At 69.0% G+C, this 20,575-nt stretch carries 19 protein-coding genes; 14 read left to right on the top strand and 5 right to left on the bottom strand.

The window, feature by feature from the left end; all coding sequences use genetic code 11:
• Window positions 1–9: 9 nt before the first annotated feature.
• Complete coding sequence (locus ABIE45_RS26335) at window positions 10–573, bottom strand: TetR/AcrR family transcriptional regulator (protein ID WP_192707697.1); 564 nt, start codon at window positions 571–573, stop codon at window positions 10–12.
• A 97-nt stretch (window positions 574–670) separates the two neighbouring features.
• On the opposite strand from ABIE45_RS26335, the gene ABIE45_RS26330 reads away from it, so the two are divergent.
• The 4 genes from ABIE45_RS26330 (at window position 671) to ABIE45_RS26315 (ending at window position 6,585) form a co-directional block, all read left to right on the top strand.
• Window positions 671–1,774 carry an efflux RND transporter periplasmic adaptor subunit gene (locus ABIE45_RS26330; RefSeq protein ID WP_192707698.1) on the top strand — a complete coding sequence of 368 codons (1,104 nt, stop codon included), beginning with the start codon at window positions 671–673 and terminating at the stop codon, window positions 1,772–1,774.
• A complete protein-coding gene (locus ABIE45_RS26325; protein WP_192707699.1) occupies window positions 1,771–2,877 on the top strand; it encodes an efflux RND transporter periplasmic adaptor subunit in 1,107 nt (368 codons plus the stop codon). The genes ABIE45_RS26330 and ABIE45_RS26325 overlap by 4 nt, the downstream gene beginning before the upstream one ends.
• 22 nt (window positions 2,878–2,899) lie before the next feature.
• Window positions 2,900–5,962, top strand: coding sequence for an efflux RND transporter permease subunit (locus tag ABIE45_RS26320; protein WP_192707700.1), 3,063 nt, complete (start codon window positions 2,900–2,902; stop codon window positions 5,960–5,962).
• 401 nt (window positions 5,963–6,363) lie between these two features.
• Complete coding sequence (locus tag ABIE45_RS26315) at window positions 6,364–6,585, top strand: hypothetical protein (RefSeq protein ID WP_192707701.1); 222 nt, start codon at window positions 6,364–6,366, stop codon at window positions 6,583–6,585.
• Between the two features lie 14 nt (window positions 6,586–6,599).
• Here ABIE45_RS26315 and ABIE45_RS26310 read toward each other — a convergent pair whose 3' ends face one another.
• Window positions 6,600–6,977, bottom strand: a complete 378-nt coding sequence (locus ABIE45_RS26310; protein WP_192707702.1) for a 4a-hydroxytetrahydrobiopterin dehydratase — start codon at window positions 6,975–6,977, stop codon at window positions 6,600–6,602.
• 187 nt (window positions 6,978–7,164) lie between these two features.
• On the opposite strand from ABIE45_RS26310, the gene ABIE45_RS26305 reads away from it, so the two are divergent.
• Genes ABIE45_RS26305 through ABIE45_RS26295 form a run of 3 tightly spaced genes read left to right on the top strand, consistent with a single transcriptional unit; the run spans window position 7,165 to window position 9,652 of the window.
• Complete coding sequence (locus ABIE45_RS26305) at window positions 7,165–8,148, top strand: ABC transporter substrate-binding protein (RefSeq protein ID WP_192707703.1); 984 nt, start codon at window positions 7,165–7,167, stop codon at window positions 8,146–8,148.
• A gap of 51 nt (window positions 8,149–8,199) precedes the next feature.
• Window positions 8,200–8,937 (top strand): ABC transporter permease subunit, encoded by a 738-nt coding sequence (locus ABIE45_RS26300; protein WP_192707704.1) that lies wholly within the window; start codon window positions 8,200–8,202, stop codon window positions 8,935–8,937.
• Window positions 8,918–9,652 carry an ATP-binding cassette domain-containing protein gene (locus ABIE45_RS26295; protein ID WP_192707705.1) on the top strand — a complete coding sequence of 245 codons (735 nt, stop codon included), beginning with the start codon at window positions 8,918–8,920 and terminating at the stop codon, window positions 9,650–9,652. The genes ABIE45_RS26300 and ABIE45_RS26295 overlap by 20 nt, the downstream gene beginning before the upstream one ends.
• Window positions 9,653–9,694: 42 nt before the next feature.
• Here the strand turns inward: ABIE45_RS26295 and ABIE45_RS26290 are convergent, their stop codons facing one another.
• Both ABIE45_RS26290 and ABIE45_RS26285 read right to left on the bottom strand, forming a co-directional pair.
• Window positions 9,695–11,626 (bottom strand): hypothetical protein, encoded by a 1,932-nt coding sequence (locus ABIE45_RS26290; RefSeq protein ID WP_192707706.1) that lies wholly within the window; start codon window positions 11,624–11,626, stop codon window positions 9,695–9,697.
• A 138-nt stretch (window positions 11,627–11,764) separates the two neighbouring features.
• Window positions 11,765–12,091 carry an iron-sulfur cluster assembly accessory protein gene (locus tag ABIE45_RS26285; RefSeq protein ID WP_192707707.1) on the bottom strand — a complete coding sequence of 109 codons (327 nt, stop codon included), beginning with the start codon at window positions 12,089–12,091 and terminating at the stop codon, window positions 11,765–11,767.
• A gap of 153 nt (window positions 12,092–12,244) precedes the next feature.
• On the opposite strand from ABIE45_RS26285, the gene ABIE45_RS26280 reads away from it, so the two are divergent.
• The gene (locus ABIE45_RS26280; protein ID WP_192707708.1) at window positions 12,245–13,492 is read left to right on the top strand and encodes a deoxyguanosinetriphosphate triphosphohydrolase; all 1,248 of its coding nucleotides are present in this window, start codon (window positions 12,245–12,247) and stop codon (window positions 13,490–13,492) included.
• Window positions 13,493–13,514: 22 nt separating this feature from the next.
• Here the strand turns inward: ABIE45_RS26280 and ABIE45_RS26275 are convergent, their stop codons facing one another.
• Complete coding sequence (locus ABIE45_RS26275; protein ID WP_192707709.1) at window positions 13,515–13,898, bottom strand: hypothetical protein; 384 nt, start codon at window positions 13,896–13,898, stop codon at window positions 13,515–13,517.
• Window positions 13,899–14,166: 268 nt separating this feature from the next.
• On the opposite strand from ABIE45_RS26275, the gene argS reads away from it, so the two are divergent.
• From argS to tatC, 6 genes are all read left to right on the top strand, one after another.
• Window positions 14,167–15,918, top strand: coding sequence for an arginine--tRNA ligase (gene argS / locus ABIE45_RS26270; RefSeq protein ID WP_192707710.1), 1,752 nt, complete (start codon window positions 14,167–14,169; stop codon window positions 15,916–15,918).
• Window positions 15,919–15,966: 48 nt separating this feature from the next.
• Complete coding sequence (locus ABIE45_RS26265) at window positions 15,967–17,331, top strand: SPOR domain-containing protein (protein WP_192707711.1); 1,365 nt, start codon at window positions 15,967–15,969, stop codon at window positions 17,329–17,331.
• Window positions 17,332–17,604: 273 nt separating this feature from the next.
• Window positions 17,605–18,609: a beta-N-acetylhexosaminidase gene (nagZ, locus tag ABIE45_RS26260; RefSeq protein WP_192707712.1), complete on the top strand. Its 1,005-nt coding sequence runs from the start codon at window positions 17,605–17,607 to the stop codon at window positions 18,607–18,609.
• Between the two features lie 144 nt (window positions 18,610–18,753).
• Window positions 18,754–19,026, top strand: a complete 273-nt coding sequence (locus ABIE45_RS26255; protein WP_192707713.1) for a twin-arginine translocase TatA/TatE family subunit — start codon at window positions 18,754–18,756, stop codon at window positions 19,024–19,026.
• Between the two features lie 103 nt (window positions 19,027–19,129).
• The gene (gene tatB / locus ABIE45_RS26250) at window positions 19,130–19,717 is read left to right on the top strand and encodes a Sec-independent protein translocase protein TatB (protein ID WP_192707714.1); all 588 of its coding nucleotides are present in this window, start codon (window positions 19,130–19,132) and stop codon (window positions 19,715–19,717) included.
• Window positions 19,714–20,514 (top strand): twin-arginine translocase subunit TatC, encoded by an 801-nt coding sequence (gene tatC / locus ABIE45_RS26245; RefSeq protein WP_192707715.1) that lies wholly within the window; start codon window positions 19,714–19,716, stop codon window positions 20,512–20,514. The genes tatB and tatC overlap by 4 nt, the downstream gene beginning before the upstream one ends.
• Window positions 20,515–20,575: the final 61 nt, after the last annotated feature.

The raw sequence follows: 20,575 nt of genomic DNA, 5'->3' as shown, positions 1-20,575 counted from the left end.
CCGGCGGCCTTAGCGCTCCGGCCGCTTGGCCATGCGCTCCAGCGCATCGAGCATCGGCTGCAGCGCGTCGTCCCCGAGCGCGTGGAAGCCTAGCGCCCGCCCCATGAACAGCCCCAGGATCGCGAAGAACAGGACCGCGCCTTCGCCCGGACAGGCGCCCTCGATCCGCTCCAGACGACCCAGCTGGTCCGCCACGAAAGCCCGGTAATCGGCAAGCGCCTCGGGCGACTCGATCGAAGCCAGCAGCAGCGCGCGGGACGATTCGTCGTCGTCGCAATAATGCCCGCGGACATGCGCGACCATGGCCTGCGAGAGTTGCGACGGGCCGGGCGGGATCTCCGCCTCGCAGGCGGCGATCTCCTCGCGCAGGTCCGACAGCTTTCGGGCCACGAGGGCCGAGATCAACGCGTCTTTCGAGGCGTAGTGATGCAGCACGCCGCCCTTGCTCAGACCGGCCTCGACCGCGACTGCGTCGATGGTCAGCCCCCGGGCTCCGCTTTTGCGGAGGACTGCTGCAGCGGCTTCGAGGATGATCTCGGGCCGCTCAGCCAGCCGCCTGCGCTTCGCTTCCATCACTCACCTGCACTAAAAACCGACTGGACGGTATGTAACTGATCGAGTAGGACCACGCCACGCACTCTGCACGAGCCCGGCCGAGAAGGTCGACCGCATGATCCGTTTCGCCGCTCTCTGTCCAACCGGCTTTCTGCTCGCATTGATCGCGCCGGTCGGCATGAACTTCGCCCAGGCCGAGCCTGTCGCGACGGTCGATCCGTCGCCCGCGCGGGTGCGGATCGTCGAGGCCCAGCGCACGCCGATGGCTCTCGACGTGGTGCTGACGGGCGACATCCAAGCCCAGGCGCAGGTCAACGTCTCCTTCCGGACGAACGGAAAGGTCGCCGAGCGACGGGTGGAGATCGGTGACCATGTCGCGGCGGACCAAGTCCTCGCTGTGCTCGAGCCGCTGACCCAGCGGGCGAATCTCGACAACGCCAAAGCGGCCGTCACCTCGTCGGAGGCGCTGCTGACGCAGGCCAGGATGTCGTTCGAGCGGCAGAAGCAGCTTCTGGCCGGCGGCTTCACGACGCGGACCGCCTACGACAACGCCGAGCAGGAGCTGAGGACCACGCAGGCCGCGGTGGATTCCGCCAAGGCCGCACTCGGCACCGCGCAGGAGCAGTTCTCCTACACGGAGCTGCGCGCCGGTGTCGCCGGCATCGTGACCAGCCGCAGCTTCGAGGTCGGACAGGTGGTGCAGTCCGGTCAAACTGTGCTGGTGCTCGCGCAGGACGGGCCGCGGGATGCGGTCTTCAACGTGTACGAGTCACTCACCGCCCAGCCGCCCGCCAGCGACACCGTGGCCGTCGCGCTGCAATCCGATCCGAACGTCACAGCGACCGGGACCGTGCGCGAGATCTCGCCCACGGTCGACGCTTCGAGCGGGACGGTCCGCGTCAAGATCGGTCTCCAGTCGACGCCGGGCGCGATGGGCCTCGGGGCTGTCGTGGTCGGGCGGGGACGGTTCGCGCCGCACGAGGCCGTGGTTCTGCCCTGGTCCGCCCTCTACCGCTACGACGGACGCCCCTCCGTGTGGATCTACGATCCGGCCCAGCGGACCGTGTCGGTGCGCGCTGTCGAGATCGATCGTTTCGGGCCGGACATCATCGCGCTGAAGCGCGGCGTCGAGCCGGGCGAGCGCGTGGTGGTGGCCGGCATCCAGTTCCTTCGGCCCGGCCAGACGGTCGCGGCCGCCGAGGTCGGAGCCCGTCCATGAGGCCGCCTGCGATCCTCACCGTCACTCTGCTGGCCGCGGTGCTTGGCGGGTGCAACGGTCACGAGGACAAATCGCGGGAGTCCGCCGCCGAGGCGGCGCCCGTGCGCCCCGTGCTGACGCAGGTCGCCGAACCGAGCGATACCATCACCTTCGGCCCGTTCGCGGGAACGATCGAGCCCCGATACCAGGCACAGCTCGGCTTCCAGATTCCCGGCCGGATGGTGGCGCGCGACGTGACGGTCGGCGACATCGTCAAGAAGGGGCAACGTCTGGCCGCCCTCGACATCATCGTCTCACGCTTCGACCTGACGCGCGCCGAGGCGGATCTCGCCGACGCGCGCGCGCAGGCCGAGAACGCCGAGTCCGCCGAGGCGCGGACGCGCCGTCTGATGACCGGCAACAGCGTCGCGCAAGCCACCCTCGACCAGGCCGTGGCGAAACGTGAGACCGCTCGGGCGCGCGTCGAGCAGGCGCAGGCCAGCCTTCAAAAGGCCCGCGATCAGATGGGCTACACCGAGCTGAAGGCTGAATTCGACGGCGTGGTCACGCAGCGCCTGGCCGAGGTCGGTCAGGTCCTGAGCGCCGGACAGGGCGTCGTGACGGTGGCTCGGCCCGACGTCCGCGAGGCGGTGGTCGACATTCCGGAAGCCTATGTCGGCGCGTTGCCGGCCGACTGCATCTTCACGGTGGCGCTCCAGAGCGCCCCAGACCTGACCGCGCGCGGACGGGTACGCGAGATCGCACCGCTCGCAGAAGCGGGGACGCGCTCGCGCCGCATCCGCATTTCGCTCGAGAATCCGAACCCCGCGTTCCGGCTCGGTGCGACCATCAACGTGGCGCTCACCAGCAAGGTCGAGCGGCGCTTCCTGCTGCCCGCATCGGCCCTGCTCGATCAGGACGGCCGCCGCTCCGTCTGGGTGGTCTCCGCCGACGCCAAGTCGGTGGCGCGCCGTGACGTGACGGTGGCGCCGCAGCCCGGCCGGGGGGAGACGGGCCGGATCGCCATCACCGCCGGGTTGCAGCCCGGCGACCGGGTCGTCGTCGCCGGCGTCCACGCACTGAAGGAAGGCCAGGCCGTGCGCCTGACCGACGGCGCCGTTTGAGCCGGCCGCACGGGGTTTCTGCGTGAAGGACTTCAACCTTTCCGACTGGGCGCTCGGGCACCGCTCGTTCGTCTGGTTTCTGATGCTCGTCTCGCTCGTCGCCGGCGTGATGGCCTATTCGCGCCTGGGCCGCGAGGAGGATCCGCCGTTCACGATCAAGACCATGGTCGTGCAGACGACATGGCCGGGTGCGACCATCAAGGATACGATCGATCAGGTCACTGACCGGGTCGAGAAGGAGCTGCAGCAGCTCAACGGGCTCGACTACGTCCGGAGCTACACGACCCCGGGGTCCTCCACGGTCTTCGTGCAGTTCCGCGACACGCTGAAGAAGGGCGAGATCCAGCCGGCCTTCTACCAGGTGCGCAAGCGCCTCGGCGACATCAAGGGCCAGTTTCCGGACGGCGTGCAGGGCCCGTTCTTCAACGACGAGTTCGGCGACGTCTACGGCAACATCTACGCGTTCACGGCCGACGGGCTGACCTATCGGCAGCTGCGCGACTACGTGGAGGGCGTCCGCACCGAGGTGCTGCGGGTCCCCGATATCGGCAAGACCCAGCTGATCGGCACTCAGGCCGAGACGATCTTCCTCGACTTCTCGACCCGCAAGCTCGCCGGCTACGGCATTGACTTCCAGGCACTGATCAAGGCGCTGCAGGCGCAGAATGCGGTCTCGGCCTCCGGTGTGGTCCAGGCGGGTCCGGAACGGGTCTCGCTTCGGGTCAGCGGCTCGTTCGCCTCAGAGGCGGCGCTCCAGGACTTCAACCTGCGGGTGAATGATCGCTTCTTCCGCCTCGCCGACATCGCCGAGATCAGCCGCGGCTACGAGGACCCGCCTGCACCGATGTTCCGGTTCGAGGGCAAGCCCGCCATCGGCCTCGCCATCGCCATGCGGCCGGGCGCCAACCTGCTGCATTTCGGCGAAGCCCTGAAGGAGCGCATGCGGCTGATCGAGGCCAAGCTGCCGGTGGGCGTCGGCGTCCATCTCGTGTCGGACCAGCCCAAGCAGGTGGAGCACGCGGTCGGCGGCTTCACCGAGGCCCTGGTCGAGGCGGTGATCATCGTGCTCGCCGTCAGCTTCGTGAGCCTCGGTGTCCGCGCCGGGCTGGTGGTGTCCGTGTCGATCCCGCTGGTTCTGGCGATCGTGTTCGTGGTCATGCAGATCATGGATGTGACGCTGCAGCGTATCTCGCTCGGCGCCCTGATCATCGCCCTCGGCCTCCTGGTCGACGACGCCATGATCACCGTGGAGATGATGGTCGCCCGCCTTGAGCGCGGCGACACGCTGCGGAAGGCCGCGACCTTCGCCTACACCTCTACGGCGTTCCCGATGCTGACCGGCACGCTCGTCACGGTAGCCGGATTCCTGCCCATCGGGTTCAACGGGTCGGGCGCGGGCGAGTACACCTACTCGCTGTTCGTGGTCATCGCCGCCGCGCTGCTGGTGTCGTGGGTCGTGGCGGTGCTGTTCGCCCCGCTGATCGGCGTCACGCTCCTGCCGAAGACCATGAAGCATCACACGGAGAAGCGGGGTCTCTTCACCCGCCTATTCCTGGCCGCGCTCCGTGTCGCCATGCGGTGGCGCTGGACCACGGTGGTCCTGTCCCTCGCGCTGATGATCAGCGCGATCGTCGGGATGGGACACGTGCAGCAGCAATTCTTTCCGTCCTCGGATCGGTCCGAGCTGCTGGTCGACCTGACGCTGCCGCAGAACGCCACGATCGCCGAGACCAAAGCCCAGATGGATCGGTTCGAGGCGAAGCTGAAGGACGATCCGGACGTGACGAGCTGGTCGTCCTATGTCGGGCAGGGCGCCGTGCGCTTCTACCTGCCCCTCGACCAGCAGCTCGCGAATGCGTTCTACGGCCAGATCGTGATCGTCACGAAATCCCTGGAGCTGCGCGACCGGGTCATGGCGCGACTTCAGGATATCGCCCAGCGCGACTTCGTCGGCACCGACGTGCTGGTGCAGCCGCTGAGCCTCGGGCCGCCTGTCGGCCGGCCGGTCCAGTATCGTCTCAGCGGGCCCAATATGGAGACCGCGCGCCACCTCGCCCTCGACCTCGCGAACGTGGTGGCCTCGGACAAGCGCCTCGACGTCCCGACCTTCGACTGGAACGAGCCCGGCAAGGTGCTGCGGGTCGAGATCCTGCAGGACAAGGCGCGCCAGCTCGGCGTGACCAGCCAGGATTTGGCCGGCATTCTCAACGGGATCGAGGGTGGCCAGGCGATCACCCAGGTGCGCGATTCGATCTACCTGGTGAATGTCGTCGGCCGGGCCCGGGCGGCGGAGCGGTCGTCGCTGGACACCCTCCAGTCGCTTCAGGTTGGTCTCGCCAACGGAACGGTGGTGCCGCTCCTCGCCTTCGCGCGGATCGGCTACGACCTCGAACAGCCGATCGTCTGGCGTCGGGACCGGCTGCCGACGGTGACGGTGCGCGCGACGATCCACGATGCCACGCAGCCCGCCACCATCGTGGCCGCCCTGCAACCCGGGATCGACGCCTTCATCAAGACGCTGCCGGAGGGTTACACGCTCCAGACCGGCGGCGCAGTCGAGGAATCGGCCAAAGGCCAGGGCCCGATCGCGGCCGTCGTCCCGGTCATGCTGCTCGCCATGGCCCTGCTGCTGATGATGCAGCTCCAGAGCTTCGGGCGGATGCTGCTCGTGTTCACGGTCGCGCCGCTCGGCCTGATCGGCGTGGTTCCGGCGCTCCTGCTGTTCGACAAGCCCATGGGCTTCGTCGCCATCCTGGGCATCCTGGCGCTGATCGGCATCATCATCCGCAACGCGGTGATCCTGGTGAGCCAGATCGAGGAGTTCCGGGCCGAGGGGATGGCCCCGTGGGACGCCGTGTTCGAGGCGACCCACCACCGCATGCGGCCGATCCTGCTGACGGCCGCGGCGGCGAGCCTGGGCCTGATTCCGATCGCCCGCGAGGTGTTCTGGGGCCCGATGGCCTTCGCGATGATCGGCGGCATCCTGGCAGCGACGTTCCTGACGCTGCTGTTCCTGCCCGCCCTGTATGTCGGCTGCTACCGCATCCGGCCCACTGCCGGCGCCACGGCGACGCACGCCGCCTGAACGGCGGCAAGAGATCGCGGCGCCCTTTGCTGGCGCTGCGAGAAACGGTCGGCCCGCCTTTTCGCCCCCTCAGGCGGGCCGACCGTGACGGTCTTGTTGGAGGATGCCTCTCTCGGTCATCACGAGCGCAGCGAAGTGACACAGGCCGGCGCGACATCGGTCGTCGTTGCGCCGGCTGGATTGCTTCGCTCCGCTCGCAAAGACGGCGAAGCCGGAGTCAGCATCCGAGCCCTATCGCACCACGCCCGTCCGGATCGCCACATGGTCGAGGAGCTGCCGTCCGTCCGCACGGGGCGGGATCACCGGCGCTATCCATCACGAAATGCTGCGACAGGACGACGGGCGCAACTTTCGCGCCGGCCGGCGCGTAGGGTGGAGCCGTAACGGGGAACTCCACCTTCATGAACGCCTTCATCGCCGTCGTCCTGGTCTGCGCCAACGGCCTCGCCCAGGACGCCTGCACCGACCAACAGGCGCTGGAAGTGCGCAAGGTCCGGGTCGCCAACGAGCTCGGCTGCGCCACCGGGTGGCAGGAGATCATCGCCCGCACCGAGCGGCGCGACGAGATCGGCAAGAGCGCCTACCTCAAGACCGAGTGCCGCCGGGTGAAGGACCCGCAGTGACGATCGGCCCGCCGCTACTTGTCGTACTTGATGTAGGCGAAGCGGACATCGGTCGGCGTGCCTTCGAGGCCCTGGCCTTCCTGGCCCGGCTGCCACGCGACCACTTCCTCGATCTTCCGCGCGAGGGCGAAATCCTTGTCGGTGATGCCCTTCGCGGCGTGGTTCATGAGCCGGACCTCGACCCAGGCGTAAGACGCCGTGATGTCGGGATGGTGCCACGCGGCCTCGGCGAGGTGGCCCACGGTGTTGATGACCATCAGCGTGCTCTTCCAGCCTGCGGTCTTGTAGGTGCGGCGGATCCACCCATCCTCCAACCGCCACGCCGGCAATTCAGCTTTCAGCCGCGCCTCTACGGTCGCGGTGTCCAGAGCGCCTTCGCGTCGCTCGGTCATGGCCCAATCCTCCCGTTTTGCATGAACCCGGTGAAGGTGCCGCCGCGGCCGGTCACGCGCAAGCGCATCGTGCGCGGTGGACGCAGGCCCATGCGAGCCCTATGACCATTTTCCAATGGCGCCCGGACCACTCGGCACCTCAGTCTGCGGCTGCTGAAAACTGCGCAATACGATGGGAGAAGGCGTGATGCTGTCACGGCGCGCGATGCTCGCCGGAAGCCTGCTCGGCGGCCTCGGCCTGCGGGCGGCACGCGCCGACGCGCCGGTCATCCGCCTGGGCAGCCTGCCCTTCGGCACTTCGACCTGGGAGGCGGCCGTCATCAAGGCGCGCGGCCTCGATACCGCGAACGGCTTCCAGCTCGACGCGGTCAAGCTTGCCGGGAACGATGCCGCGCGGATCAGCTTCATCGGCGGTCAGGTCGACACGATCATCGGCGACCTGCTCTGGGCAGCCCGCCTCGGCAACGACGGACAGGCCGTCCGTTTCATTCCGTATTCGACTTCGGAAGGCGCCGTGATGGTGCCGGCCGACAGCGCGATCAAGTCCTTGAAGGACCTCGACGGCAAACGTCTCGGCGTGGCCGGCGGCCCCCTCGACAAGAACTGGCTGCTCTTGAAGGCCCAGGCCAAGGACGCTGCCGGCATCGACCTCGAGCACGCAGCCGAGATCGCCTACGGTGCGCCGCCGCTGATCACGCTGAAGCTGGAGCAGGGCGCTCTCGACGCGGCGCTTACTTACTGGACCTACTGCGCGCGGCTTGAGGCCAAGAAGTACCGCCGGCTCGTCGGGGCCGAGGACGTCATGCACGCCCTGGGCGTGTCGGGCGATGTCGCGCTGATCGGCTACCTGTTCCAGGACACGACCGTGAAGGAGAAGCCGGACGCGGTGGCCGGCTTCGCCCGGGCGTCGCGGGCCGCCAAGGACATGCTGGCCCAGGATCCGAGCACCTGGCAGATCGTGCGCCCGCTGATGGCTGCCGAGGATGACGCCACCTTCGAGGCCCTGAAGCGCGATTTCCTGGCCGGCATCCCGCGCAGGCCGGTGGCCGAGGAGCGCGCCGATGCCGAGAAGCTCTACGCCGTGATGGCGCGGCTCGGCGGCACCCGCCTGGTCGGCAAGGGCAACGCTCTCCCGCCTGACCTCTACTACGACTCCGGCCGGAATGGCTGAGGCACCCCTCCGCTCGGCTGCCGTGACGGTCTTCCGGAACGCCGGGACCGCATGGGCGCACTGACCCGCATCGCGTCGCTCATCGTACTCGTCGCCGCGTGGCAGGCTGCCGCGCTGGAGGCCGGGTCGCGTCTGCTGCCAGCGCCCCTCACGGTGCTGCGCTTCATCGTGCAAGAGGCCGAACGCGGCGACCTCGTCCACAATGTCGGTGTGACGCTGCTCCGGGTCGCGATCTCGTTCACGGTGGCGATGGCGCTCGGGGTCGCGCTGGGCGTCGCCCTCGGGCGGTCGAAGGCCGCCGACCTGACCCTCGACACGCCGCTCCTCGTCCTGCTCAACACGCCGGCTCTGGTCATCACGGTGCTGGCCTATGTCTGGGTCGGGCTGACCGAGACGGCGGCGATCCTCGCGGTGGTGCTCAACAAGCTCCCGAACGTAGCGGTGATCGTGCGCGAGGGCGCGCGGAACCTCGATCCAGGCCTCGACGAGATGGCGAGGGCCTACCGCCTCGACCGCCGCGCCTGGATCCGCGACGTGCTGATCCCGCAGCTGCAGCCCTACATGGTCACCGCAGCTCGCTCGGGCCTCTCGCTCGCCTGGAAAATCGTCCTGGTGGTCGAGCTGCTCGGACGCCCGGACGGGGTCGGATTCGCGATCAACTACTACTTCGTCCAGAGCACCGACGTGGCCGCGATCATCGGCTACAGCCTCGTCTTCATGGCCGTGATGATCGGCATCGATGTCCTCCTGCTGCAGCGGCTCGAAACCCATGTCCGCCGCTGGCGCTGAGCCCGTCCTCCAGGTCGCGATCGACGCGAAATGGTACCGGCCCCCTGGCGCTGAGCCGGTCGAGGCGGTCCGCGGCCTCGCGTTCGGCGTCGGCGCCGGCGAGATCGTCTGCCTGATCGGTCCCTCGGGCGCGGGAAAGACCACGACCCTGCGGATCCTGCTCGGCCTCGATCCGGATTTCGAGGGACGCGTCTCAGGGGCGGACAAGGCCGGGATCGTCTTCCAGGAGCCCCGGCTGCTGCCTTGGCGAAGTATTGAGCACAATGTCCGCCTCGGGCTGCCCCGGGCACGCCGTGACCAGAACCTCGACGAGCTGTTCGCGCAGCTCGGGCTGACGGCTTGGCGCGGGAGCTATCCCAAGGCGCTCTCTCTCGGGATGCAGCGCCGGGTCGCGCTCGCCCGGGCCCTCGCCGCCGGACCGCGGATCCTCGTGCTCGACGAGCCGTTCGTCTCCCTGGACGATGCCGCCGCCGCCGAGCTGCGCGGGCTCGTGGTGGACACGGTGGACAGAGCCGGCATGAGCGTCCTGATGGTGACCCACAACGTCGCCGAGGCCATCGGCATCGCGGATCGGCTTCTGCTCGTGTCGCGGCGTCCGGCAAGCCTCATCGGCGATGTACCCCTCGACCGTCCGCGACGCGCCCGCGACCGCGCCTGGGCCGAGGCGACGCGGGCGTCGCTCGCGGCTCGCCACCCCGACATCATAGCTGTCTAGGCCGCCCGACGCGCCGGTGGTGCGCAGCGCCCCCCGGCGCGCTCAGTTCGCCTTCGCCTCGACTTCCAGCCGGTCGAGCACCGCGGCCGGCGAGCGCGCGGCGCCGAGATCGATGAAGCCGATCCCCGCCGGCTCCTTGGCCTTGGCGTGCACGACCAGCTTCCCGGGCTTCATCACGAACTGGCCCATGGCGGCGCCGATCCCTTTCGCGGCGGCGCTGTTGCCGAGGATGATCGGCACACCGAGCAGGCTGGCGGTGACGTATTCCTTGCGCAGCTCATCCGGCTTGAGGCTCATGTCCTTCGACTGCGCTGTGAGGAAGCGCTCGAACAGGCCGGCATTCTCCACCGTCAGGTCGAGGGTCTTGGCGCTCCCGGAGAACATCAGCATCGTCGCCGCCGGCAGGGACCCGGAGAACAGCTCCGGCCCGATGCCGCCCAGCGTCCCCGACAACCGGACCGTCCCGATGTCGCGCCCGGCGACCGCGATCTCGCGCAGCGACAGATCCCGCGCCTTCTCTTCCAGGCTCGCATCGGCCACGACATCGAGGTCGAGGTCCCGGTAGCCGTAGACCGGCAGCATGCCGAGGATCGGCGCGCCGGCGAGCAGATCCGCCGGCAGGCTCAGGCCGTTCAGGCTGAGGCGGCTGGTGCTCGGCACGCCGTCGCTCGGCGGCCCGAAGGCCAGGACCGCATTGCGCAGGCCGATCCGGCGCGCGGGGCGGGGCGACACCGTCACGGCGAGGGGATCGGCCGCCTTCAGGTCCGCAACCTTGGGATCTGCCGCTTTGCCGATGCCCGGCCGGCTCGCGTCGGGACCGGCGCCGCGCGCGGGGGCCCGGGCGTCGCGCGGAGGCGCCGGGTCTGGCGCGACCTCGGACGGAAGATCGATCGACAGATCGTTCAGGGTCAGGTTGCCGAGCGTCGGCGCCAGACGGCGCATCTCGACATCCGAAAGGCCGGCTTCTACCCCGGGTTCGGCGGCGATACCGCGCAGCGCCGCCACCGTCGGTGCCAGCGACGTTCCGGCGAGGGCGAGGCGGCCGATCTGCGCGCGCAGGCTCCCACGCGAAAACGAGAGATCCTGCAGAACCGTCCCGGCATCGGATCCCGCGGATGCGTAGCCCACACGGCCGATCTCGAACAGGACCGGACCCTTCGGATCGGAGTCGCTGACGCTCAGGCCCTGCATCTCCAGGCTTCCCAGGGCGGTCGCCTCGATCAGGTCGGCGGCCGCGCCGGCGAAGGCACGCCGGTCATTCGCCCCCTGGAAGCCCGCGGCCACGATCTCGAAGGCCCCGTTCCAACCGTCGGGCACCTGACGACCGCCGAGATCGCGCCCGCTCAGGCGCGCGATCTTCACGGTGGTCCCGCGTGCGTCCGAGTACGTCACGTCGGAGACCTGAACGGTGCCGTAGACGCGCTGGACCGGTCCCTTCCCGTCGCCCGGGAGGGTGTAGAGGCGATTGAGCGCCGCGAGATCGAGATCCGTCGCCCGCACCTGGCCGTAGGTGCCGGAACTGCGGTTCGGCCCCGCGACGACGCTGATCGTTGCACCTGCGGCGATCAGCTCGCCGACGCGGCCGCCCCGGACATCGCGCGCGACGACATCGCGGTACGTGACGATCTGGCGGTTTTCGCCGGGCCCGACATTCTCCGACGTCAGAACCGGAACCGTGAGGCTCCCGGCATCGAGCTGGGCGAGCCGCGTTTCCCAGGGCACAGACGAGTCCGGCCGGAGGATCCCGGCAAGGTCTTCTTTAGAGAGGCGCGTGCCACTCGCAGTCAGCTTTGGCGCCTTGAGCAGCGTCCCGCCGAGCGGCAGCACCACGTCGGTGACTGTGATGTCCTGAACGGCGGCGGCGCCCTCCTGTGCGGCGACCGGCGCCAAGGGGACGCCGAGGCCGAGCAGGGCCATCGCACCGGCCGCCGCCAAGGCCGACCGGAGGCGGAAGCAGGCCTTCGGATGGATCATGACCGTCTCGGGACCGGGGCTTCTGCAGGATCCCGTAGGGGTGCCGCGTTTTGCCGAACCTGGCAATCGCGCAGCCCGGGTCACGCGTCCGAGCCGGGCCGGGTGTCGTAAGAGCGCAACGGCCAGCTGGCGGGCTGCCTAGAGCGAGAAGGACGTGCCGCAGCCGCAGGAGGCGGTCGCCAGCGGATTCTCGATCTTGAAGGACTGGCCGATCAGATCGTTCACGAAGTCGATGGTCGAGCCGCTCATGTATTCCAGCGAGACCGGATCGACGATCACGGTGGCGCCGTCGCGCTCGATCGCGATGTCCTGAGCCTCGCGATCCCGGGCGATGTCGAAGGCGTAGGAGAAGCCCGAGCAACCTCCGCCGTTGACGCTGATCCGCAACGACGAGCCGGATGGCTCGGAGCCCATGATCTCGTTGATGCGCTTGGCCGCGCGGGCGGTCAGGGTGATATCAGCCATCGGTCTCTGGCCACGCATTCGTTCGGTGGACGGCGGCGCGCGTGTGTTGCCGCGGACGCCTCGACCCACAAGATATGAGCCATGGGCCCGCGCTGCAACGCGCCGGACGGGGAGGGGTCATGACCAGGTTGCGGGCGAAGGCGAGCGGGCATCGTGCGACCGAACGGTGAGCGCTGGCGCGCGCCCTACGCCACGGATCCGGCCCGGACCCGTGGCCGGCTCATCCCCGAAGCCGGCTCGCCCACGCGCAGCGATTTTCAGCGCGACCGGGACCGGATCATCCACTCGACGGCCTTCCGGCGCCTCAAGCACAAGACGCAGGTCTTCGTGCATCATGAGGGCGATCATTATCGCACGCGGCTGACCCACACTCTCGAGGTCAGCCAGATCGGCCGTGCGCTCGCCCGGGCCCTGGGCCTCGACGAGGACCTCGCGGAAGCGCTGGCGCTGAGCCACGACCTCGGCCACACCTGCTTCGGCCATACCGGTGAGGACGCCCTCGACGCCTGCTTGACCCCCCATGGGGGTTTCGACCACAATGCCCAGGCCTTGCGGATCGTCACGCGCCTGGAGCGGCGCTACGCCGGTTTCGACGGGCTCAACCTCGCCTGGGAGACTCTCGAAGGCCTGGTCAAGCACAACGGGCCGCTGCTCAGCGCCGACGGTCGGCCGACCCCGCGCTACGTCGAGCGCGGAGTCCCGGCCGCGATCCTCGAATATGATGCTCTGAATCCCCTGGACCTGTGGAGCCAGGCCGGCCCGGAGGCGCAGGCCGCCTCGCTTGCCGACGATATCGCCTACGCGGCCCACGACCTCGACGACGGGCTGCGTGCCGGCTTGTTCGAGATCCCGGACCTGCGCGCGGTCCCGTTCCTGGCCGACCTCCTCGACGAGATCGACCGGCTTCATCCGGGTCTCGAACCGTCGCGGAAGATCCACGAACTGGCGCGGCGCGTGATCACGCGCTTCGTCGAGGACGTGATCCGCGAAGGCGGCCGCCGCATCGCGGCTTTGGACCCGCGCAGCGTCGAGGATATCCGCCGGGCCGACGCCCCGGTCATCGCGTTCTCACCGGAGATCGCGGCAGCCGACGCCGACATCATGCGCTTCCTGTGGGGGCGGATGTACCGGCATCCGGGCGTCGTGGCGGTGCGCACAAAGGCCGACGCCATCGTCCGCGACCTGTTCACCGCCTTCACCGCGAATCCGTCGCGCATGCCCGAGGAGTGGAGCACCGGCCTCGACGGCGCCGGCGAGGCACGCATCGCGCGCAGGGTCGCGGACTACATCGCCGGCATGACCGACACCTACGCGGTGCTGGCCCACCGTAAGCTGTACGATTCGACGCCGGACCTGCACTGGGAATTGCCGAGCCGGGGATTGCCCCTCGCCGAGCCGTGAGGCCGGGCGAGGGGCATAGCGGTCAGCAGCCGCAGCCGTACCCGTAACCATAACCGCCGTAATAGCCGGCCGGATAGCTGTAGCTGTAGCCGCCATAGGCGGCCGGATAGCCGTAGCCATAACCGTAGCCGCCATACCCGCCATAGCCGTAGGACCCGTAAAGGCTGCCCGCGGCGAGGCCGAGACCCAGCCCGATGCCGGCGCCGGCAAGTCCATAGCCGAAGCCGCGGCCATACCCGTAGCCGCGGCCGTAGAAGCCGCGCCCCGCGAATCCCCGATAGCCATAGCCGCCGCCATGGAAACCGCCGCCGTAGAAGCCGCCGTACCGGAAGCCGCGGGCTTCCGCGCTCGGAGCTGCCAGGATCACGGCGCCGAGCGCCGTTCCCGCGATCATCAAGGTCTTCATCAGTCTCTCCGTGATCGAGGATCTTACGATCACCTGTCAGGACACCGCCTGATTTTCGTCAGGACAAGGCACGCCCACAGGGATCAGTATTCATCGCACGGGATAACGTGCCGCCGCGCGCCGCTCGGTTCAGGAGGCCTTCGGTTCGCGCATCGGACGCGGCTGCCCGATGCCGTGACACCCCACCGCCCCCTTGCTAGAGCACCCGGGCGGGCGCAGGCCGGGTAGGCCAGCCGACGAGATCCCCGCGCGAGCGAGACCGAGACCGATGAACATCTTCGCCCTGTTCGAGGCGCGTGTGCGCGAGGCCGTGGAAGCGCTGACGCGCGCCGGCCAACTGCCGGACGGTCTCGACCTCGGCCGCGTGGTCGTCGAGCCGCCCCGTGATCCGTCGCACGGCGACCTTGCGACCAACGCGGCCCTGGTGCTCGCCAAGGAGGCCCGGACGAATCCCAAGGCCCTCGGCGAAGCGCTGGCGGCGGAGCTGCGGGCGGATCCGCGGATCGCCGAGATCAGCGTCGCCGGCCCCGGCTTCATCAACCTGCGCCTTGTGCCGGAGATCTTCCAGGCGGTCCTGCGCAGCGCGCTGACGGAGCCCGAAAGGTTCGGCCGTGCGCAGCTGTCCGGCGGACCGATCAATGTCGAGTACGTGTCGGCCAACCCGACCGGGCCGATGCATGTCGGCCACGGCCGCGGGGCGGTCTTCGGCGATGCGCTCTGCAACCTTCTGGTCGCCGCCGGCCGGCAGGTGACGCGGGAGTATTACATCAACGATGCCGGCGCCCAGGTCGACGTGCTCGCCCGCTCGGCCTTCCAGCGCTACCGCGAAGCGCTCGGCGAGCCCTTCGTCATCGCCGAGGGGCTCTATCCCGGCGACTACCTCAAGCCGGTGGGTGCCAAGCTCGCGGAGCTTCACGGCCGCGCCCTGCTGGACCAGCCGGAGGCGGAGTGGCTGCCTGTGGTGCGCGAGATCGCGCTCGGCATGATGATGGACATGATCCGGGCCGATCTCGAGGCGATCGGGATCCGGCACGACGTGTTCTTCTCCGAGCGGACGCTGCAGCAGAGCGGCGCCGTGAAGGCGCTGCTGCAGGAGCTTCGCGAGAAAGGCCTCGTCTACGAGGGCCGTCTTCCGCCGCCCAAGGGGCAGCTGCCGGAGGATTGGGAGGATCGCGAGCAGACGCTGTTCCGCACCCGGGAATTCGGCGACGACAGCGACCGGCCGCTGCTGAAGTCGGACGGCTCCTACACCTATTTCGCCTCGGACATCGCCTATCACCGGGCGAAGTACCTCGCAGGGGCCACCGAGCTGATCGACGTCCTCGGCGCCGACCACGGCGGCTACGTGAAGCGCATGCAGGCGGCCGTGAAGGCGGTCAGCGACGGAAAGGCGACGCTGGACATCAAGCTATGCCAGCTGGTGCGGCTGTTACGCGCAGGCGAGCCCGTGAAGATGTCGAAGCGCGCCGGCGAATTCGTGACCCTGCGCGACGTCATCGACGAGGTCGGCCGCGACGCGATCCGTTTCATGATGCTCTACCGGAAGAACGACGCGACCCTGGATTTCGATCTCGCCAAGGTGGTCGAGCAATCCAAGGACAACCCGGTCTTCTACGTTCAGTACGCTCATGCCCGCGCCCGATCGGTCCAGCGGCAGGCCCGAGAGGCGTTTCCCGACGCGGATCTCTCGGCCGGCGCCCTGGTGCAGGATGCGGATCTCGGCGTCCTGACCGATTCCGGCGAGATCGAGATGATGCGCCTGATCGCCCAGTACCCGCGGGTCCTCGAATCCGCCGCCGTGGCGCACGAGCCGCACAGAATCGCGTTCCACCTCTATGAACTTGCCTCCGCGCTTCATAGTTTCTGGAACAAGGGCAAAGACTTGCCGCAATTACGGTTTGTTAATGCAACCGACCGAAAGTCGACCTGGGCCCGGCTGGCGCTCGTCGAAGCTCTCAGGAGCACGCTAGCCACAGGCCTTGCGGTTCTCGGTGTGACCGCGCCGGACGAGATGCGATAGGCCCGGGAGCATCGGGCCGGTCACCGGCGCTGATGTGAGGATGCTGCCATGACGAACGCTTCGCGCGCTCAGGTCGATCTCGACGCCCTCGCGCGCGATCTGCGTCAGGACGGCGCCCGCGCGCCGCAGGCCGCGGGCAAGGCGGACCCGCTGGCCGAGCTCGCCCGCATCGTCGGCCAAGATGACCCGTTCCGCGCGCTTCTCGCCGCCCGTGAAGAGATGCGGACGGAGCCCAATGCCCAGGTGCAACCCGGCTGGAACGGCCGAGTCGAGCCCAGCTTCACGCCCGAGACCCCTAAGGCGACGCCGGCCGACGCGTTCGACCAGTATCTCGCCTCGGTCGACCAGGACACGCACCAGGAGGCCGGCCCCTACGCGCAGGGCGGCCAGGAGCCGCAGGACGGGATCGACGGCGCCTACGAAGATGGCCGGGCGCTGCGCCGCGTGAATCCCCGCCGTCGTCTGGTTTCGGTCGGCGCCGGCATTGCCGTCGTCGCAGTCGCGGTCACGGGTGCGCTCACCTACAAGGGTCTGAGCAGCTCCGGGCACGGCGGCGTCCCCGTCGTTCAGGCCGACACGACGCCGCTCAAGGTGGCTCCGAAGGTCGCCGACGGTGTCGAGATCCCTGATCAGAACCGCCAGATCTACGATCCCAAGGGCAAGAAGGACGGCCAGATCAAGATCGTGAACCGCGAGGAGCAGCCGCTGGACGTCGGCGAGGCCGCGCGGGCCGCTCAGGGTCCATCCCTCGCCGGCAACAGCCAGGGCGGCACGACGCCGGGCAACGGCCCCTTCGAGGCGTTCGGCGAGCCGCGTCGGGTCCGGACCGTCGCGGTCAAGCCGGAAGCCCCGCCCGCCCAACCGGCCCGCGAAGCGGCTCAGGCCGACGCGGGTCCGGCCCCGATCCCCACCATGGTGCTGCCCGGCGACGAACCCGCTCCGCCCAAGGCCAAGCCGGTCCGGCAGGCCGCAGCCAGCCTGCCGCCGGCCATCCCAGCGCCGGTCGAGGCGGCGCCGGCTCCCGCGCCCGCCGATGCGCAGGCGCCGAAGCCCGTCGCGGTGAAGCCGCCGCCGAAGGCTGCCCAGCGGGTGGCTGCCGTGGCTCCGGCTGCCCCGGACACGACCGCCAGCACGACCCAGTCCGACGACACCGCCATCAGCAACGGCCCCGTCAGCGGCTTCTCGGTGCAGCTCGGCGTGCGCAATTCCGCCGCGGACGCGAAGGTGGCGTTCCGGCAGATGCAGGCCAAGTACACCCAGCTCGCCGGCAAGCCCGAGCTGATCCGGCAGGCGGAGGTCAACGGCAAGACCATCTACCGCGTCCGCGTCGGGCCGCTGGACAAGACCGAGGCGGCCAGCCTCTGCAGCGCCCTTCAGGGCCAGGGCGGTCAGTGCTTCGTCGCCAAGAACTAACGGGCAGCCGATCCTAGGCCTTGGTGTCACCCGCCTGATCCTCGTTTCAATCGATCCGGCGGGATCGACCGGGCGTAGCGCGCGACGGACCGGGCAGGGGGCAGATCCCCGGCGGCAACACCGGACTGCCATGCTGCCGATCCGACGTTCTGAGCCGCGGTTTGGTCTTGCGGGCTCCCTGATCCCGCCCGACTCTGCCGGCACCGATCCGGACCGCCTAAAGTGCGCGACTCGTCTGTCACGCAGCCACCAAGAAGTCCCCGAGACGTCCCGATGACCTCCCGTGCCCTGATCCTCGGCTGCGCCGGCAAGTCGCTCTCCGCCGAAGAGGCCGCTTTCTTCCGCGACGTGCGGCCCTGGGGCTTCATCCTGTTCAAGCGCAACATCGGAACGCCCGAGGAAGTCCGCGCCCTGACGGACACGCTCCGCGGCTGCATCGGCTCAGACACGGCGCCCATCCTGATCGACCAGGAGGGCGGCAGGGTTCAGCGGATGGGGCCGCCCCACTGGCCGGCATATCCGGCGGGCGGCCGATACGGACGCCTCAACGGGAGCGCCGCGACCATCGCCCGGCTCGGCGCCCGGCTCATCGCGCACGATCTTGCCGAGGTCGGCATCAACGTCGATTGCGCGCCCGTGCTCGATGTTCCCGCGCCTGGCTCGCACGACATCATCGGCGACCGGGCGTACGGGACGGACCCCGACGCCGTCGCCGAGATCGGGCGCGCGGTCGCCGAGGGCCTGATGGCAGGCGGCGTGCTTCCGGTGGTGAAACATATGCCGGGCCATGGCCGCGCGGCCTGCGACAGCCATCACGACCTTCCGATCGTCGGGGCGAGCCTGGATTCCCTCGCCGCGCAGGATTTCCGCCCCTTCCGGGCGCTCGCCGAAATGCCGATGGCCATGAGCGCGCACGTGGTCTTCACAGCCATCGATCCCGAGCGTCCTGCGACGCAGTCGCGGGAGGTCATCCGCACGGTGATCCGGGGCGCGATCGGGTTCGACGGTCTGTTGATGACCGACGATCTGTCGATGCACGCGCTCACGGGGACGTTCCGCGACCGCACGCAAGCCGCCTTCGATGCGGGGATCGACGTCGGTCTGCATTGCAACGGCGTCATGGATGAGATGCGCGCCGTTGCCGAGGCGGCGCCGCTGCTGTCGGGCCGGGCGGCCGAGCGGGCCGGAGCGGCCCTCGCGCGCCTCGACTCTGCGGGCGACGGCCTCGATGTTCCCGAAGCGCGCGCGCAGTTCGCCGCCGCACTGGCCGCGGCCTAATCCACGCCGTCGCTGCGGCATTCCACCGGCCGTGGCATCGCCTCTGCTTGTGTTCGGGCAGCGCGATCCCTAGGTTCGCCCGGAAATCCTCAACCGGACGTGGCGTCACGCTCTCGCAGCTGGGGGCGCACGCAGGAGGTTGCCATGGGCAGCATGAGTATCTGGCACTGGGTCATCGTCGCGGTCATCGTGATGCTGCTCTTCGGCCGCGGTAAGGTCTCCGACCTGATGGGCGACGTGGCCAAGGGCATCAAGGCGTTCAAGAAGGGCATGGCCGAGGACGAGACGCCTCCGGCGAGCCAGAACGTGGCGCCGCCGAGCGAGCCGGTCCGGACGATCCCGCACACCGCCGAGACCAGCCCCGGGACCGCGATCCCGGCGAGCCACCTGCCCGGCGGCGAACGCAAGCCGGTCTGACGGCAAGATGGTCTCGGGGACTGTCAGAGCGCGCGCGCTCGTGTAGAGCCTGACGGGATCCGGACGCAGGTGCGGATCTCAGGGCAGCAGGACCGTCGACGACATGCTGGACATGAGCTGGGGCGAGGTGATGCTGATCGGCGGCGTCGCCCTCATCGTCATCGGGCCGAAGGATCTGCCGAAGGCGCTCCGCACCGTCGGGCAGGTCACGTCGAAGCTGCGCCGCATGGCCGGCGAGTTCCAGATGCAGTTCAACGAGGCGATCCGCGAGGCCGAACTCGACGACGTCCGGCGGGAGGTCGACGGCATCCGCAACACCGTCCGGACGGCAAGCTCGACCTTCAACCCTGTGCAGACGATCCGGGACGAGCTGAAGGGCGCGGTCGAGGGCCGCGCCAAGGTCGGGCCCGAGAAGCTGGGCCCGGAGGCGCCCGCGGCGGAGACCCGTTCGCTCGCCGACGCGACCGCACAGCTCAAGGCTGAGCAGGACGCCGTCGCGCCGGCCCCGGTGCCCGAGCCGCCGGTCACCCCGCATTCGGCCGCCGGGTCCTCGCAGGATCCCGCACCGCAGGCGGCGGCCGATATCCCGCTCCCAATTCCAGGCTCGGTGGACGATCCGTTCGGCTCGCCCGAGCCACCTGCCTCCCATCACGAGTCCGCGGACTCGAAGAACGGCACGGCGGCCCGATGATCAGCGAGGCGGACGAGGCCGAAATCGAGGCGTCGCGGGCGCCTCTGCTCGAGCATCTGATCGAATTGCGGTCACGATTGATCAAGTCGTTGATCGCGTTCGTGTTGATGTTCTTCGCCTGCTTCTTTTTCTCGCGCGATATCTACAACATCCTCGTCTATCCTTATGTCTCGATCGTCGGCGCCCAGAACGCCGAGCTGATCGCGACGCACTTCCTCGAGCAGGTCTTCACCAACATCAAGCTCAGCGTCTTCGGCGCGGCCTTCCTGGCTTTCCCGGTGATCGCGACCCAGATCTACGCGTTCGTGGCGCCCGGCCTTTACCGGAACGAGCGCAAGGCGTTCCTGCCCTACCTCGTGGCCACGCCGATCTTCTTCATCCTCGGCGCGCTGGTGGTGTTCTTCCTGGCGATGCCGCTGCTGATCAAGTTCTCGGTGTCGCTCCAGCAGGTGGGCGTGGCCGGAGAGCCGACGATCAAGCTGCTACCGAAGGTCGACGAGTATCTCTCGCTGATCATGACGCTGATCTTCGCGTTCGGGATCGCGTTCCAGCTGCCGGTCATCCTGACCCTGCTCGGCCAGATCGGCATCATCGACGCCGCCTTCCTGCGTGAGAAGCGGCGCTACGCCATCGTCCTGGTCTTCGTGGCCGCTGCCGTGCTGACGCCGCCGGACGTGATCTCGCAGCTGTCGCTGGCGATCCCGATGCTGCTCCTCTACGAGGCGTCCGTCTTCTCGGTGGCTCGTGTCGAGAAGCTGCGCGCCGCACGGCGGGTCGAGGAAGGCCTGGACCCGTAATCCGGAGCCGCCGAGGGATTGGCGGCTCGTCGTCCATCATCGGTAAGCCCGCCGCCTGACC

The sequence above is a fragment of the Methylobacterium sp. OAE515 genome, from assembly GCF_041806315.1.
Taxonomy (GTDB): Bacteria; Pseudomonadota; Alphaproteobacteria; order Rhizobiales; family Beijerinckiaceae; genus Methylobacterium; species Methylobacterium tardum.
The sequence above is the reverse complement of the archived record's forward strand: the minus strand, read 5'-3'. Positions and strand labels throughout refer to the sequence as shown.